This is a genomic window from Alterotamlana spongicola (assembly GCF_035818475.1).
Taxonomy (GTDB): domain Bacteria; phylum Bacteroidota; class Bacteroidia; order Flavobacteriales; family Flavobacteriaceae; genus Cognatitamlana.
Window position 1 is genome coordinate 1 of record NZ_JAYMGV010000002.1, and the last position, 16350, is coordinate 16350.

Below are 16350 nucleotides of genomic sequence, written 5' to 3' on the forward strand. Positions count from 1 at the left end.
GTTTAATCTTAAATCAAAGGGTTAGTGCGTATTTGGTCACTCCGATTTTCCTCCACGCTAAAAAGCGTGGCAGGACGGAAAATCCTCGGACTCAAAACCGCACTATTCTTATACAAACCGTTAGCTACCATATGACAAACCAACAAACTTTTAGATGAATTATAAACTAATAATACCCATTTTGGTAATTGTGATTTTAGCTTTTTGGTTTTATAAATCAAAAACAAATAAACCAACTGGAATTGCTGACGAATGGAATCAAAAAGTGAATTCTGCTAAATTGACAAAGGAATCGTTTAATAAAGCAAGCATAGAAGAAAAAGAGGATTTAATATATTATTTCACTCAAAAAATAAGAAAAAAAGGCAATTACGGAGAAGCCTCTTTCTCAAAAATGCCAAAAACGTTAAAAACAGTCTATTTGATTAATGAATTAGAATCTGAAGTGAATAATGGCGGATTTCTTCAATTCTTCACGAACTCATCTGGAAAACACACAAATGAGACAATTGAAAGTTTGGAATTAATTGGAGCAAATAACACGAAAAATCTTTTGGAAAAAGCTGTGGAAATTATGCTCAAACATAATGAATCGATTAAAAACCTGAATAGAAAAATAAATAGTCGTGAATTGTATGAAATTTTCGAAACATCGGAAATATATGACAATGAAGTTTTAATGAAAGAGTTGAATGATTTGGATTCAAAATTTTATGAATCTACTGAACCGACTCAAGAACTTAAATTCAAATATTTTGAAAGTAACGAAAACGGAATTTGGAACGAACTGAAAGAAAAATACGGTAGCTAACACCGTATAAAATTAATTGCTAGTGCAAGCCTACTTACGAAAATCCTAGCGGATTTTCTATTCGGTTTGTATTTGCTAAATTAGTTACTAAAACCACGCAACTAATCTTATACAACAACGTTATGTACAATTTTTTTAAAGTGTTCAATGTCAGGTCTGTTGCATGTCCGCATAGGTTTGTGTATACAATAAATCCTTTGAGTTGAAGTTTGTGTCAAGACAGGTTCAAGGCTCGCTTGAAAACCGTGTTGCGGTCACGGTTAAAACTTCATCTAATTTCGTAAAATTTTCTGACAAAGTCAAGTTATTTTTATACATTTGAGTGGTACTGCGGCATATTTGCTAGAGACTCTCCATACCCCAAGGTATAGAGAATATCTGCAAAGCATGCATATAAGGACCTGTTTGCCAGAGCAACTTTAAAAAACCGTTAAAGCTACAGTACATAACACCATGCAATAGGCATTAAAACGCCTATTGCAATTAACGTTGTACACAATTAATGACAAGCATTTCGCTGAAAAGAAAAATTGAGAGAATTACCAAAAGATATTACTGACGAAATGAAAATCCGATTTGACTCGGACTTAATTTCCGCGAATAAAATTTTAGCGAAATATCTGACTGAAAACGATTATTTGAATTCTGACCGAATTATTCGCTGTGTAGTTTATCTAACTCAAAACGGAATTGAAAGCTTTGAAAAGAACCTCATTTTAGCCAAAACTGACCCAAGAGATGTAATTCTTTGGGCTGAATATGAAAGAGGAAATGGTGCTGAACCGAAAAGAGTTCGTGATTTCAATAAGACTTTTCAGTAAAATAAAATTTAAATGGAAAAACTAATTGCGACTGACATAAAAACTAAAGATTGGTATTCCATAATTGAATCGCTGAAAAAAGATGGTTGGAAAGTAACAACCGAATACAATCAATTTGACAAAGGAATAGATTTTGACCTGTACGAATTAAAACTAAACGGAGAAAAAATTGTCTTTGCTTGGGATAATTGGTTTGAGGGAGAAATTAAATGTACTGAACAAAGAATGAGAAATTTGGAAACAACATTCGGAATTGAATTCAAATTTGGAAAGCCAGAGCATTTAACTCATAATTTAATTGACAAAATGAAATCATTATTAACCAAAAAATAACTGTGTACAACAACGTGTATAATCAATTGCTTCTTTTGTGTGTACTCGGAAAATTCTTCGGATTTTCCTCTGGTTCGTTTTCTTTTGCTAACTTAGTTCTTACCAACGCAACTAACCATACACGAACACGTTGTGCTTCATTAGTACCAATCATTAAAAAACAATAAACAGGAATAAAGAATCAATATATTTAATAAAATGCACGAGCTAAATAAATCATGAACATGGATAAAACATACAGGTGTATCAAACTTCTTTTCCCATTTTTACTTGCATCTACAATCGTGCTATCGTGCACAGAACAAAAAAGCAAAAAAGAAATTACGAAGAAACCCAATATTGTGTTAATCGTTGCGGATGATTTGGGATTTGGTGATATCGGTTGTTATGGGGGAGATATTCAAACACCAAACATTGATGAATTGTCGCGAAGAGGGATTAAGTTTAGCAGTTTCCATACAGCTCCCATGTGTGCGCCTACTCGAGCAATGTTGCTGTCAGGAAATGACAACCACATTGCTGGAATGGGTAGCCAAGGCAATGTAACAGAAGTGTTTGGTTATGAAGGAAGATTGACCGACCGAATTGTCACCATTCCAGCTTTGCTGAGAGACAATGGATACCATACATATATGGCTGGCAAATGGCACCTTGGCAAAACGCCTGAATCCAATCCACATCAAAAAGGATTTGAGCGATCTTTTGTTTTGCTCGAAGGTGCTGGGAATCATTATAACAACCAAAGTGCCTTGAAAGATGGGTATTCAAGTTACACCGAAGATGGAGATTCTACGACATGGAATGACGGAGACTACTCTACCAATTTTTACACCGATAAATTGATTGAATATATTGATTCTAACGATGAGGATGATAAGCCCTTCTTTGCTTTTGCGGCTTATACATCGCCACATTGGCCGTTGCAGGTCGATAAAAAACATTGGAAAAAGTACAAAGGTCAGTACGACGATGGATATGAAAAATTACGGGAACGAAGATTGGCGAGCCTAAAAAAAGCGGGAATCATTTCAAGTGATGCAATCGCTCCACCCTGTCATGAACGCGTATTACCCTGGGATTCTTTATCGAATCAAGAACAGATGGAAGAAGCCAGGAAAATGGAATTGTATGCTGGCATGGTTGACAATTTAGATCACAATATTGGTAGATTGATTAAACACTTGAAAGACATTGGTAAATATGAAAACACGCTATTTGTATTCATGTCGGACAATGGCGCTGCAAACAGAGACTTTATAAATGATGATAGATTCACGAGTTTAAAGGAATACTACAACGATGACTTCGATAATATGGGAAATGCCAATTCCTATATTTCTTATGGTCCACAATGGGCGGAGGCTGGTTCTTCTCCCTTTAGGTATTACAAAGACTTTGCAACCGAAGGAGGCACAAACACTACGATGATTATTTGTGGTCCAAATGTGAATAGAGAAAATGAAATTCACCATGGCTTTACAAGTCTTTTGGATTTGGCACCTACTTTTTATGAGGTGGCCAATGTGACCTATCCAGCAACCTATAAGGGGAATGATGTCTATCCTCTAAAAGGAAAATCACTCATCCCATTTGTCTCTGGAAAATCAAATGAAATTCATGATTCAACTTATGTGTTTGCTCTGGAGCATTACGACAACGCGATGCTAAGAAAAGGGAATTGGAAAATCACAAATTTTACAAGACCATTCGACATTGAAAATTTCGCCCTTTACGACCTGTCAAATGACATCGGAGAGCAAATCGATCTTAAGGAATCCGAAAAAGAAAAGTATGCAGAACTCCTAGACGAATGGATTAGATTTTCTAATGAAGTTAAGATTCAAACTCCAACGCCTAGACCTTCTGATAAAGGTTTATAGATAATATAAAAAACGAAAGCACAACACCGTGTATAATTCATTGCTAGTGTACTCGCCTACTTGGAAATTCCTACGGAATATTCTATCTGTGATTTATTTGCTAATTTAGTTGCTTAACCACGCAACTAACCATACACAAAACCGTTATGTGCAAGGCGAAAAAAAATCCGAACTAATAAGAATATGAGTTTTTTAAAATCAATATTTAGTGTAAAAGAGCAATCTATAAACTCATACTCTGACTTTTGGAATTGGTTTGAACAGAACGAAAAAAAATTCCACAAAGTTCTAAAAGACCAAGGGAACATAAACAAAGTATTTTTTGACAGACTTGCGCCAAAGCTGAACGAATTAAAAGATGGATTTTGGTTTCTTGCTGGAATGTATGATGATAACACAGCGGAATTGATTTTAACAGCAGATGGAGTAATAAAAAACATCGCATTTGTTGAGGAATTGGTACAGTCAGCACCGAAAATGAATAATTGGAAAATTACAGCACTCAAACAACCATCTGACTTAAATCAATACGGAATTGAAATGGATGGTTATAAATTTGACGAAAGTCAAATGAGTTTCTATTCAACAGACCATAAACAAATGCCAGATGAGATTGACATTACAATTACTCATAAAGATTTTAGCGAAGAAAATAGAGCAGTAATGACAAATGGAATTTACCTTGCTTTGGACAATTCTCTTGGCGAATTGAATTCAGTCACCACGATTGACAATGTAAATATAATTAACCCGAAAGATGCGACATCAGAATTAATTCCATTAGAAAAACTAAAAGACTTTTTGACTTGGCGAGAAAAAGAGTTTGTAGAAAAATATAAAGGTTTCAGACATAACACCGAAAACGACAATTATTCTGGACTCGAAGCGACTTTAAAAAACGGACTTCCATTGGTTGCAGCTATTAATACAGACTTATTGAACTGGGATAGTAAAGCATCTCATCCTTGGATTGCAGTAATGGAAATCAAATATGACGGAAAAAACAATAATGGAATGCCTGACGATTCCACTTATCAACTTCTCAACGAAATTGAAGATAAAATAATGGCTGAATTAAAAGATTCTGATGGTTATTTAAACATTGGTAGACAAACAGCAGATTCTGTTCGAGAAATATATTTTGCCTGTGTTGAATTTAGAAAACCATCAAAAGTATTACACGAAATAAAAAAAGAATATATAAATAAAATCGAACAGGACTTTGACATTTATAAGGACAAATATTGGCAATCATTTAACCGATTTAATCCGAATTGAAAAAAGCCCAGCACATAACAATGGCTATAAGTAATTGCTGGTTCTCGCTTACTTCTGAAAATCCTTGCGGATTTTCAGTTTGGTGTGTACTTGCAAAGTTAAGTGCTAATCCACGCAACTACACATAGCCGAGACCGTTAGGCTTAATAATGAAATGACATTTTACGAATCATTAGAACATATTAAGAAAAGACCTAAAATGTATTTCCAAGAATCATTGACCTTGGCGCATTTAGATTCATTTATTTATGGGTATTTGACAGGCTCAAATGGTAATGGAATTATTGCACCTAATGGAATGAATTTTGAGTACTTTAATACTTGGTTGACAGGTGCAATCCAAAAAACTTTATCTGGAAATAGAGGATGGAGAAAAAGAATTGAACACATATCAAAAGATGAAAAGCACGCCGTTGAACTTTTCTTTGACTTGATATTTAAGTTCGGAACTGGAAAAGTAAAAGTGAATAAAGAAGATACAGAACCGATTCCTTTAAAATGGAGTCGCGGAAGTGGAACAACAAAATTGGAAGATTTTCAAAAAATAGAGGAAACAATTGTACGATTTGAATTTTTGGAACACGAATTTTCCAAAACAAGGTTTAAAATTGGATATAACGCAAATGATTTTAAAGTGTATGTCGAGCCACAATTGGACGGAAAACATTTAAGAACGTTTAGATATACTGAAATTGAAGAAAATTACTAAGCCTAACAATGTATAACCGCAATTACGGCGGATTCGACTACGTCCGAATCCACTCGGAATTGCTAACGCCAGTTCTAAACCGAAAATTAACGCATATTAACCCGTAACTGACGGTTATACGAGACCGTTATGTACAATTTTTTTAAAGTGTTCAATGTCAGGTCTGTTGCATGTCCGCATAGGTTTGTGTATACAATAAATCCTTTGAGTTGAAGTTGGTGTCAAGACAGGTTCAAGGCTCGCTTGAAAACCGTGTTGCGGTCACGGTTAAAACTTCATCTAATTTCGTAAAATTTTCTGACAAAGTCAAGTTATTTTTATACATTTGAGTGGTACTGCGGCATATTTGCTAGAGACTCTCCATACCCCAAGGTATAGAGAATATCTGCAAAGCATGCGTATAAGGACCTGTTTGCCAGAGCAACTTTAAAAAACCGTTAAAGCTACAGTACATAACACCATGCAATAGGCATTAAAACGCCTATTGCAATTAACGTTGTAGTACATTCCCAAAATGAAAATATTGTCTAAATAATGATTCAAAAATACATTTTATAACCCTCTTGTAAAAACATTAATTCGAGAATGAATAGACTTAAGTGGTATCAATATTTATCAAAAAGAATGATATTTATAATTGTTATGGTTATATTTTTTTTCATATCAGGCAAGTATGCTAGAAATAAACATCGCGAAATAAAATCGAGTCCTAAAAAGTATTGTTATAATTCTACTACAAAATATTATATTAAGGTTCTCGATGATTTAAGTGACGCTCAAGAATATATAGATTTATTTGAAAATAAGAGCCCCTATCCTAAAAGGATAAGATTTGATTTTGAAGTTATCCCTAACAATTCTCAAGTGTACTTACTAGGGTATGAAAAAGACTCTACTCTAGCTGAAATAGTTTGCTATTATATGAAAAATGGATTTGGTCAAATGGTTGAAGGTTATATACACTCACAACTATTATTCGACAAACCTGTAAATGATATAGCAAACCCTGATGGGGATAAAGCATTCCCTTATGACTAAAATAAAATTCTATAATAAGATGAATTATTTTAATTTACATAACAAGTATAGAGAAAAAACGTACCACAACAACGTATAAAATTAATGTGGGTTTTTATGGCTTAATCCAAAGGTTTGTGTCTATTTACTATGTCACTTCTACTTATTTAAGTATTTTTTGGTCGACAAAGATAAAAACACATAATAAGTATAAGCTTAGTATTAGGTCGAAAAGTCCACGGACGTTTTCTCCCACACTAATCTTATACAAAAATGTTAGGGCATATTGCTAAAAATGAAAAACAAAATAATTGAGTTTTTAAAAATTATAGCTGTTTCTGCGATTACATCCTTAATCTGGTTCATTCTCCCTACTAGAACAACAAAAGAAACAGATGGTGTAGATTGCGATACTTTAATTGAATTTTATAATATCGATTATATAAGCGATTTCTTTCAGATTTTGCTAATTCTTGTAGTGATTGTAGTAACCTGGATAGTAGGTGTTTTGATTTATTACTACTTGAGACGAAAAAGAAAAATAAACATATATTTATACTTCACAGTAGCAACGTTGATATCTCTATCTACTATGTACTTCAAACCTAAAGAAAAGAAGAATATAGTAAACATAAGTCCTGAAATGAAAAATGTAATCTGTAAAAAGGGAAGTGATGATGGGATGTTTTTACAACTAGATAATTTGACAAATAATGAATATGAATATTTAAGGAGTTTAAAAAAGTGGTGGCCAGAGATTCCTAATGAGGCTAACTCTATTAATGTAGAATATTATAGAGATGATTTTTTAGGTGATTTTAGTTTTGACATCAATTTAGATTTACCAAACATAATAGAAATTGATTCGATAAAATACCCAGAATGGACAAAAATTGATGGTAAATACCACTTCTCAAAATCTCAAAACTAAACATGCCCTAACACTGTATAAAAAACATAGGGCGGATTAAGTATGTTCTCAAGGCTAGGGCTTTTCTACAATGTCGCCAAATATAAAATTTGGTGTTTTAATATTGAAGATAAACACAAAACATTATATTTGGCTTAGTTATAAACCTAGAGTTAGTGATAACCCGCTGCCCTACGTTTCTTATACTCACCGTTAGGTGTTATTGTAGACATAAAAAACATGAGAAATAGAATTTATAAATATCTAATATTACTTAACACATTTTTCATATTAGCTAGTTGCCACTCTGGCTATGAAGAGAAAGAAGGAAAGATATATTTAAAATGGATACATGGCGGTGATTTCACAAAAGAATGGACTTTAATTAAAGATGCAGACGCTAAATCATTTGAAACTATAGATCATAATGTAAAACTAAAGTTAGGGAAAGATAAAAATCATGTTTTTTACAGAGCTAGGAAAATTAAAGATGCTGACCCTAAAACTTTTGTTCAAGTAGCATACTATTTCTGGAAGGATGAAAATAATGTCTATAATTTTAATCATGGTTTGCAAAATTATATTGTGAAGTTTGCTGACCCAGAAAACTTTGAAGTATTGGACATCAATGTATGGGGAAAAGATAAAAACTCTATTTTCCACAAATCATCAAAAAGTCAAGTCATAGATATAGAATCATTTACACCAATTAATGAAAATTGGGGAAAAGATAATCAATATTATTATTGGCAAACAAAAAAACTTGACTCATTAGATTACGAATCAGCAGAAATAGTCAAAACATATTTTCGTGATAAAAAAGGAAAATATTCATATTACATAAAAGATAAAAACAATGTCTATTTCAAAAATCAAATTGTAAATGGGGTAAATCCTAAAAGCTTTGTCGCTAATGGTGTTGGCTCGTTTGGAAATGATGGAGTAAATAGGTTTTCATGGGAAGAAAACAAAGGACCTATAACTGATAAGTTTAAACAAACATATTACATTAAGGAATAAAAACAACACCTAACACCGTATATAATTTATTGCTAGTTCTAGCCTACTTACGAAAATCCTCGCGGATTTTCTATTAGGTTTGTATTTGCTAAATTAGGTGCTTAAAACACGCAACAAACCATATACAAACCGTTGGCGTGCATTAAAACAGACTGGAGTGACAGAAAAAGAGAAAATAGGACATTTAGTTAGATTCGGACTCGCTCTGAAAAAAATTCCATTGACGGAAATAAGCAAATGGGCTGATTACCAAATTGAAAATGGAAAAAATGACAACCTGTATTTTGATTTATCTTTTGCAAAATCGACCAACGAAGTAATTGAATTTCTGACCAAAGACATTGAATGGAATTTTAAATCGGCAGAAATCCGAGAATTAATTCTTGGATATTACAATGAGTATCTGAAATCTGACAACTCAAATTGGAAAAAAATCCAAAAAGAACTAATAGATTTCTATAATTACATTGAATATGAAGATTCAAATGAGCGCGTAGAGGATTTTATTTATTACTTAATTGACGATTACCATTTGAGAAATGACGGATTTGGAGGCTCTTTAAAAATGCCTGATTTCTTAACCGAAAAACTATCTGAATTTGACACCTATCAGGAATTACAAAAATTGCTGAAACGGAATAAAATAAATGGATTTGAAATAAAAAAACGACACGCCAACAACGTGTAAGCGCAATAACGACTGAATTTCCTAATCGGAAATTCAACACGTTTTGCTAAATTAGGTGCGTCAGCGGAAAGTACTCGCGCACTTTCCCGTTACTGACGCTTACACAAAACCGTTATGTACAATTTTTTTAAAGTGTTCAATGTCAGGTCTGTTGCATGTCCGCATAGGTTTGTGTATACAATAAATCCTTTGAGTTGAAGTTTGTGTCAAGACAGGTTCAAGGCTCGCTTGAAAACCGTGTTGCGGTCACGGTTAAAACTTCATCTAATTTCGTAAAATTTTCTGACAAAGTCAAGTTATTTTTATACATTTGAGTGGTACTGCGGCATATTTGCTAGAGACTCTCCATACCCCAAGGTATAGAGAATATCTGCAAAGCATGCATATAAGGACCTGTTTGCCAGAGCAACTTTAAAAAACCGTTAAAGCTACAGTACATAACACCATGCAATAGGCATTAAAACGCCTATTGCAATTAACGTTATATGCAAGCTGAAGAAGCCAATGGATAAAATTAAAGCAGACGTTAATATAGGACAACAAATATTCGACAATGTGCCGAGTATTGTCCAACCTAATTGGGCTGGTTTGATTTTATCAAGATTTGATAGACATCTTGAGAAAGTTCCAATCGAAATAATTGAACTCTATGAAATCATTGATGATTCTGAAAAGTGGAAAGATGCTCACAAGCAATTTGGAGCAATTAGAAATCTGACATTAAAAAACAAAAATGCTGATTTTGAAATATACTTGCTGTTAGCAGAATGTGTAGCAAAAATCACTTATAATTCATCTGGACTTCCTGCACCATTTGACTTTGATAGCGGATTTTATATTCCGAGTCTTGCACTAAAATTTTCGGATACAATATCCGACGAATATTTAAGCGAAGAAGTAAAAGCAACAATTTTAATTTTCAACAGAAATAAAGGAGTGAAAAAAAGTGTACAATCCGCCAAGGATTTAATAACCTATAAGAAAATAGATGATATTCTTTGGAATGATTGGGACCCAATCGGAATTAATGATGTTGCGCCTAGAGATGAATATTCAGGATATGTTATTGGACTTTTTAAATTAAAAAAAGAAGGTGCTGACCGAATAAAAATAGGAGAAAGACTTTTGGAATTGGAGACAAATTCAATGGGTATGCCTAGCAATTTAGATGAGTGCCTAATTGTAGCGGACAAAATATTAGCTGTATAAAAGCCAGCATATAACAACGTGTATAATTAATTGCTAATAAGGGCATTTGTTGAAAGGTCTCAGCCACTTCAAAGTTCAGTAATTATTTATTAAGTTTATGGCTTAAACACGCAACATAATCATACACAAACACGTTGGCAAATATTTCAATATAATTACTATGAAGCGATTTTTAAATTTTGTCATATTATATTTTTCTTTTTTTACTACCTCTTACGCGAGTGTAGGTTTAGCAGATTGGCCTGTTAGAGAATATGGGTTAGGTATGCTAGGTTGGCTTTTATTATTTATAATACTTTCGATAGTTTGCTTAATTCAAATTCTGCGAATACTATATTTTCTGTTTTTAAAAAAATACAAGAAAATATATAGGATTTTAAAATTTACGATTATCGGAGTAGTCAGTACTCTATTTATCAATTATTTATCTCAAGTTACACATGAATTAATAGCAGGTGATTATATCATTTTCAATCAAAAGCAACTAGAGGAATTAGGAAATAAAAAAAAGATTACAATACGAGGCGATTTGTTAATAGGGGAAGTCAATGATTTATCATCACTCTCAACAATTGAAAAGATAAAAGGAGATTTAATATTCAGTTTTGAGGATAATGATTATAATCATAATCCTCAAGATTTACATTCATTAAAAGGATTAAACAATCTTAAATTTATTGGAGGAAATTTAATCATTAAAGAAACTTCATTACGTAATTTAAAAGGTTTAGATAACCTATCTAATATAGATGGTAATTTTATGGTAGAAAGAAATCAGAGATTAAAAAACTTGAATGGAATAGAGAAATTAAAAAAAGTAAATAGCCTTTATATCAGATATAATGAATCATTAAATAGTTTGAAAGGTCTTGATTATTTGACATTATCTGAAAATTTAATCATTTCATCAAATAAATTAATTAAAACCCTTGAACATCTTGGGAATTACACAACAATAAATCGTTTAAACATATCATCCAACCCTAAGTTGAACTCTCTTAAAGGTTTAGAAAATTTAAGGGAAATAAAAAATGATCTAAAATTGTCTGGAAATAAAAATCTACATTCTCTTTCTGCTTTGAGGAATATAACTAAAATAGGTGGTGATTTGAAATTAACTCAAAACACTAACATTACTAGTCTAAATGGATTGGAAAACTTAAAAACTATTAAGGGTAATTTAGAAATCGGTACTTACAAACCATTAACTAAAAGTAAAAGAGAAAGAGAGTTTGATTATGGAAATAAAAAATTATCAGATTTTTGTGCTCTTAAAAACACACAAATACTAGGAGAGGTTCATATAAAGAACAATTTATTCAATCCTAACACTGAAGAAATATATTCAAATTGTAGTGACAAACATTAGTCAACACCGTATAAAATTAATGTGGATTTTTATGGTTTGCCCAAAGTTTTGTGTCTGTTTACAATTACAATGTCGCTTATTCTTATTTGAGTATTTTTAGGCGGACAAGATAAAAACACAAAATAGGTACAAGCTTGGTTACTCGGCTGACAACTCGAAGATTGTCTCCCTCTCACACTAATCATATACAAAACTGATGTGTGTATTTTGAGAGAAAATATTCCATGTAACATTATAGACTTTACATCGTCTTACACTCAATCAATAACTAATCAATCAAAATATGAAATCAAATAAAAAAACAGGGAGATTCGTAGGACTGTTATTTCTGTTCATTTTTGCAACTGGTATTATAGTCTATCAATTTTTACAAGGCCCTATTCTATTTTCAGATAATTTTCTAATTACTGCTTCAGAAAATTCAAATGAAATTATTATTTCAACCTTACTTTTATTTTTAAGCGGTATAATTTCTATTACCATAGCTGTGATTTTATTACCGATTTTTAAAAAATATAGTATCACTTTAGCCTTTTTATATTTAGCTTTTAGCATATTAAGCTTTATAGCTATATCTATTGATAATATTAGTGTTCTATCAATTTTAGAATTAAGTCAAGAGTATATTAAAAATGGAACTGACAATTCAGAGGTATTAAATACATTAGGGAATGTGTTTTATAAAAAACATTGGTGGTCACATTACTTGAGTTTACTCATTTCTTGTTTACCTGTTTTTATTTTATACTATGCTTTGTACGTATCTGAATTAGTCCCAAAAGTCATTTCAATTGTTGGAATAATAGCCGTAATCCTAATGTTTATTGAAATATTGTTCTCGATTTTTGGTAATAGCATTAGTATGAATATGCTTCTTCCAATAGGACTAATTCAACTAATCTTTCCACTTTGGTTAATTTTCAAAGGATTTAAATCAACAACTTTAGAAATTGAAAGCAAATAAATGAAAACTACACACAATACCATATAAAATTAATTGCTAGTTCAAACTTACTCACGAAAACCCTCACGGATTTTCTATTCGGTTTGTATTTGCTAACTTAGTTCTTGCCAACGTAACAAACCATGTGTAAACATGTTGTAACACATTTGAAAACGCAACCAAACATGAAAAAAAAGTATATCTTATATTTTTTAATTTTTGTAATTAATTTATCATTTGGGCAACAAAATATTTCTGTAGCAAAAAAAACAATTGATAGTCTTAAATATAATTCAAAACGATATCACGGAGTTTCTATCAATAAATATTCCATAAAAGATATAAATAAAAATGGAATATCTGAAATTATAGAAAAAGTAAACGAAACAGAACAAGATGCTGTCGGTTTTTTGAATAATGAAATTTACCCTGCATTCGAATTTCATAAAATTTATAAATTTGAAAACGGAAAATTTACTGAGAGTTATATCGGTTTCGAGTCATATTTAACTGAACGAAAAAAACATTATGTGCGCTGGAAAAACCTGATTGAAAATCCTGAAAGTTTAAACTCTGACTCAAGAGGCTTGATTGCAGCAAATAAAGTTGATTTTTTAAAGGAAATCGATAGATTAATCAAATTGATAGACGGTAAAATGAAATAAAAATGTGTTACAACACGGGGTTTCCCTTTGGAAAATCCTCGCACACAAACCCACAACTTTCCATATACATATACGTTAGGGCACATACTGACAAAATCCTGCACATATAGATAATATTACTTTTGACTATTGGAGTTATAACAAATTTATCTACTTTTGAAAGTAGTTGTTATATGTTTAATATCTTCTAATAAACTTGAATGTTTTTTTAAAATTTTGATTTTGTCAAAAAAAATCGATCATTTTAAAGTGAGTTATTTAAAGGGAATAGATCAATTCTCAATGTTTAGAAAACCCCTTTTTCTAATAGGTGTATTATTTTTTTTTATTCCGAAAACTATTTTTTCTCAGAATGATTTATCAGTCGATGATTATGCCTTCATTTGTGCACAATCACCAGATTCTTTAGCCTATAACTTTAATAAAGGTATAAGGGCCTTTATACTACATATAGAAGAAAAAGAAGGAGTATACAAGCTTGAAAACAATACTGATTCAAAGGATTTAAGTGGAACACTAGACTTAATAGAATTATTTTTGGAAGAAAATAATCAGGCTTTTATTTCATTAATTTTTAAAGGGACATTTAATCAAGAAGCATTGAAGAGTATACTTAAAACAAAATTTTCAAACAGAATTTTGTTTCGTACTACTAATGATTGGCCTAAAGTAAATGATTTGCTGAGTGATGGCGTGAGGATTTTTGGCGTTTTTAAATCAGACTTAGTATCAACTACTATTGAACAGATTAGAAAAGTAAATGAGTATTCCGGTAGATTTTCTTCAAACCCTCAAGATAAATTAGTTCTGTTAACTTCACTGGCAGAAACAGATTCTATACTTTATACTAATATCTTTGAGCTATGGAAAAGTACAGGCAAAGCACCAAATTTTATTATTTCTCCAAATATTAAAAACAACAACGTAAAAGGTGTTTCTGATTCGTTAAATAGAATGCGTCGTTTTAGAGGCGTTATAGAATATAAAGGAAAACCTTTAAATGAAATATCTTGGACCAATTCGCCAAAAATAATCACACCTTCAAAATTTTCTTTTCCTTTAATCGAAAAAGAAATAGTTCTTTCACCTTATAAAAATGGTTATAGAATTACGCCAGCAGAGGTAATACATCATGCAGCTCAAAATGATGTTCCCAGATTCTTTAGTGCCTATGACGTGCCTATAGAAGATAAACTAGCTTATGATTTTTCTTTTGAAGAGCGTGTTGAGAATACAGTAGATGTTACTTGGGACCGATCTATATCTAAAGATGTTTCATATGTAAATGACCCAGAGAGAGGTCATGTTTTACATTTTGCCAATAATGATTCCTATATAGATTATTCTAAGGAGAATATATTAGATTTTAAATCACCAATAAGCGTTTCAGTTTGGGTTAAACCAGATAGTATTCCAGAATATGCTGGAATAGTTAGTTTTGGAATGGCTTTTTCTTTAAAGTTAAGAAGTGGAAGTCCGGACTTTACTATGGCAACAGTAAAGGATCATGTTATAGAGCAACCACTCAAAACTAATACCTGGCAACATTTAGTGGTAGTGCATAACCCTAAAACCATGGTTGAATTTTTTCTAAATGGTAATAAAATAGGAGAGGTTAATGCTGATGATATTATACCTTCTAAGCAGTCTTTAGTAATTGGTAATAACATTTGGGGAGAACAATTTTATGGTTCCATAGATGATTTAAAGATTTGGGACAGAGGACTATCCTTAAAAGAAGTTGAAGAATTGTTTAATAAAGATAAACCCATAAACAACAGTGCTTATTATATAATTTCCGGTCTGTTTGTACTGATTGTTTTAGGTTTAATATTTGTTTTTAAACGAAAAAAAGAGACTTTTGCAACATCTGAAATTTATGCCAAACCTGAGTTAGAAAATAAAACTGCTGAAGGATTTAAGGGAAATACACTTCATCTCTTTGGAAATTTTCAAATAGATTTAACTTCAGAGAAAAAATTACCGCCATCATTTTCGCCACTTAATAAAGAATTGTTGTCTTTTATTCTTTTATCTATTTTAGAAGATGAAGATGGTGTTAGTACAAACAAACTTACAGATACATTTTGGCCTGGTGTATCCAAACTAAAAGCCAAAGAGAATAGAAATGGGAATATTGGAAAGTTAAGAAAAGTCCTGTCTCATATTGATGGACTGGATGTGATTTTTGATGATAAGAAATGGCAGGTCAAAACTTCTGAAAATTTTGAAGTAGATATTTTTAAATACAAAAAAATAAAAAAGCGTATTAAAGACAGCCTTAATATGAGGCAGTTCTCTACAGATGAATTTAATAATTTTCTTGATTTATTAAAAAAGGGCAATATTTTGCAGAATACCCAAACCGAATGGGTAGATTATTTTAAGAATAAAATATCTAATGAAGTTGAAAGTGTGTTATCAAAAGTTTATAAAACTCAAAGCGAATTTTTACCGTCTCAATTGAACATAAAGTTGGCAGAAACTATTCTTTTATTTGATAATCTTAATGAAAATGCGCTCAAGATTTTGATTAATGAACTAGTTTCAACAGGTAAGCATGGGTTAGCTAAAAATACTTATAATGCTTTTTCTAAAAACTATAAAACCTTGTATGGAGAAGTATTTGGTGTTGACTATCAGGATTTTGTAAAAAAATAGTGAGGCCTTTTTATAGAGCCGCTATTTAATTTTTAT

Annotated in this window: 15 protein-coding genes; all 15 read left to right on the forward strand. The window is 31.6% G+C overall.

Annotated features, from left to right (window positions below; genetic code table 11):
• Nucleotides 1-154 precede the first annotated feature (154 nt).
• The 15 genes from VOI54_RS12470 to VOI54_RS12540 all read left to right on the forward strand — a co-directional run bounded on the left by VOI54_RS12470 (nt 155) and on the right by VOI54_RS12540 (nt 16314).
• The gene (locus VOI54_RS12470) at nt 155-811 is read left to right on the forward strand and encodes a DMP19 family protein (RefSeq protein WP_326283162.1); all 657 of its coding nucleotides are present in this window, start codon (nt 155-157) and stop codon (nt 809-811) included.
• A gap of 530 nt (nt 812-1341) precedes the next feature.
• A complete protein-coding gene (locus VOI54_RS12475; protein ID WP_326283163.1) occupies nt 1342-1632 on the forward strand; it encodes a hypothetical protein in 291 nt (96 codons plus the stop codon).
• Between the two features lie 12 nt (nt 1633-1644).
• Nucleotides 1645-1965, forward strand: coding sequence for a hypothetical protein (locus tag VOI54_RS12480; protein WP_326283164.1), 321 nt, complete (start codon nt 1645-1647; stop codon nt 1963-1965).
• 224 nt (nt 1966-2189) lie between these two features.
• Nucleotides 2190-3845 (forward strand): arylsulfatase, encoded by a 1656-nt coding sequence (locus VOI54_RS12485; protein WP_326283165.1) that lies wholly within the window; start codon nt 2190-2192, stop codon nt 3843-3845.
• A 183-nt stretch (nt 3846-4028) separates the two neighbouring features.
• Nucleotides 4029-5123: a DUF695 domain-containing protein gene (locus VOI54_RS12490; protein ID WP_326283166.1), complete on the forward strand. Its 1095-nt coding sequence runs from the start codon at nt 4029-4031 to the stop codon at nt 5121-5123.
• Nucleotides 5124-5277: 154 nt separating this feature from the next.
• Nucleotides 5278-5832, forward strand: coding sequence for a hypothetical protein (locus VOI54_RS12495; protein WP_326283167.1), 555 nt, complete (start codon nt 5278-5280; stop codon nt 5830-5832).
• A gap of 585 nt (nt 5833-6417) precedes the next feature.
• Nucleotides 6418-6870: a hypothetical protein gene (locus tag VOI54_RS12500; protein WP_326283168.1), complete on the forward strand. Its 453-nt coding sequence runs from the start codon at nt 6418-6420 to the stop codon at nt 6868-6870.
• 274 nt (nt 6871-7144) lie between these two features.
• A complete protein-coding gene (locus VOI54_RS12505; protein WP_326283169.1) occupies nt 7145-7780 on the forward strand; it encodes a hypothetical protein in 636 nt (211 codons plus the stop codon).
• A gap of 219 nt (nt 7781-7999) precedes the next feature.
• Complete coding sequence (locus tag VOI54_RS12510; protein WP_326283170.1) at nt 8000-8779, forward strand: DKNYY domain-containing protein; 780 nt, start codon at nt 8000-8002, stop codon at nt 8777-8779.
• Nucleotides 8780-8936: 157 nt separating this feature from the next.
• Nucleotides 8937-9467 (forward strand): hypothetical protein, encoded by a 531-nt coding sequence (locus tag VOI54_RS12515; RefSeq protein WP_326283171.1) that lies wholly within the window; start codon nt 8937-8939, stop codon nt 9465-9467.
• A 504-nt stretch (nt 9468-9971) separates the two neighbouring features.
• Nucleotides 9972-10676 carry a hypothetical protein gene (locus VOI54_RS12520; protein WP_326283172.1) on the forward strand — a complete coding sequence of 235 codons (705 nt, stop codon included), beginning with the start codon at nt 9972-9974 and terminating at the stop codon, nt 10674-10676.
• Nucleotides 10677-10836: 160 nt separating this feature from the next.
• A complete protein-coding gene (locus VOI54_RS12525) occupies nt 10837-12045 on the forward strand; it encodes a leucine-rich repeat domain-containing protein (protein ID WP_326283173.1) in 1209 nt (402 codons plus the stop codon).
• Nucleotides 12046-12328: 283 nt separating this feature from the next.
• A complete protein-coding gene (locus VOI54_RS12530) occupies nt 12329-13009 on the forward strand; it encodes a DUF4386 domain-containing protein (protein WP_326283174.1) in 681 nt (226 codons plus the stop codon).
• A 164-nt stretch (nt 13010-13173) separates the two neighbouring features.
• Entirely contained in the window at nt 13174-13653 is a 480-nt protein-coding gene (locus VOI54_RS12535; protein WP_326283175.1) for a hypothetical protein, read from the forward strand.
• Between the two features lie 222 nt (nt 13654-13875).
• The gene (locus tag VOI54_RS12540; protein ID WP_326283176.1) at nt 13876-16314 is read left to right on the forward strand and encodes a LamG domain-containing protein; all 2439 of its coding nucleotides are present in this window, start codon (nt 13876-13878) and stop codon (nt 16312-16314) included.
• The last annotated feature ends 36 nt before the right edge of the window (nt 16315-16350 follow it).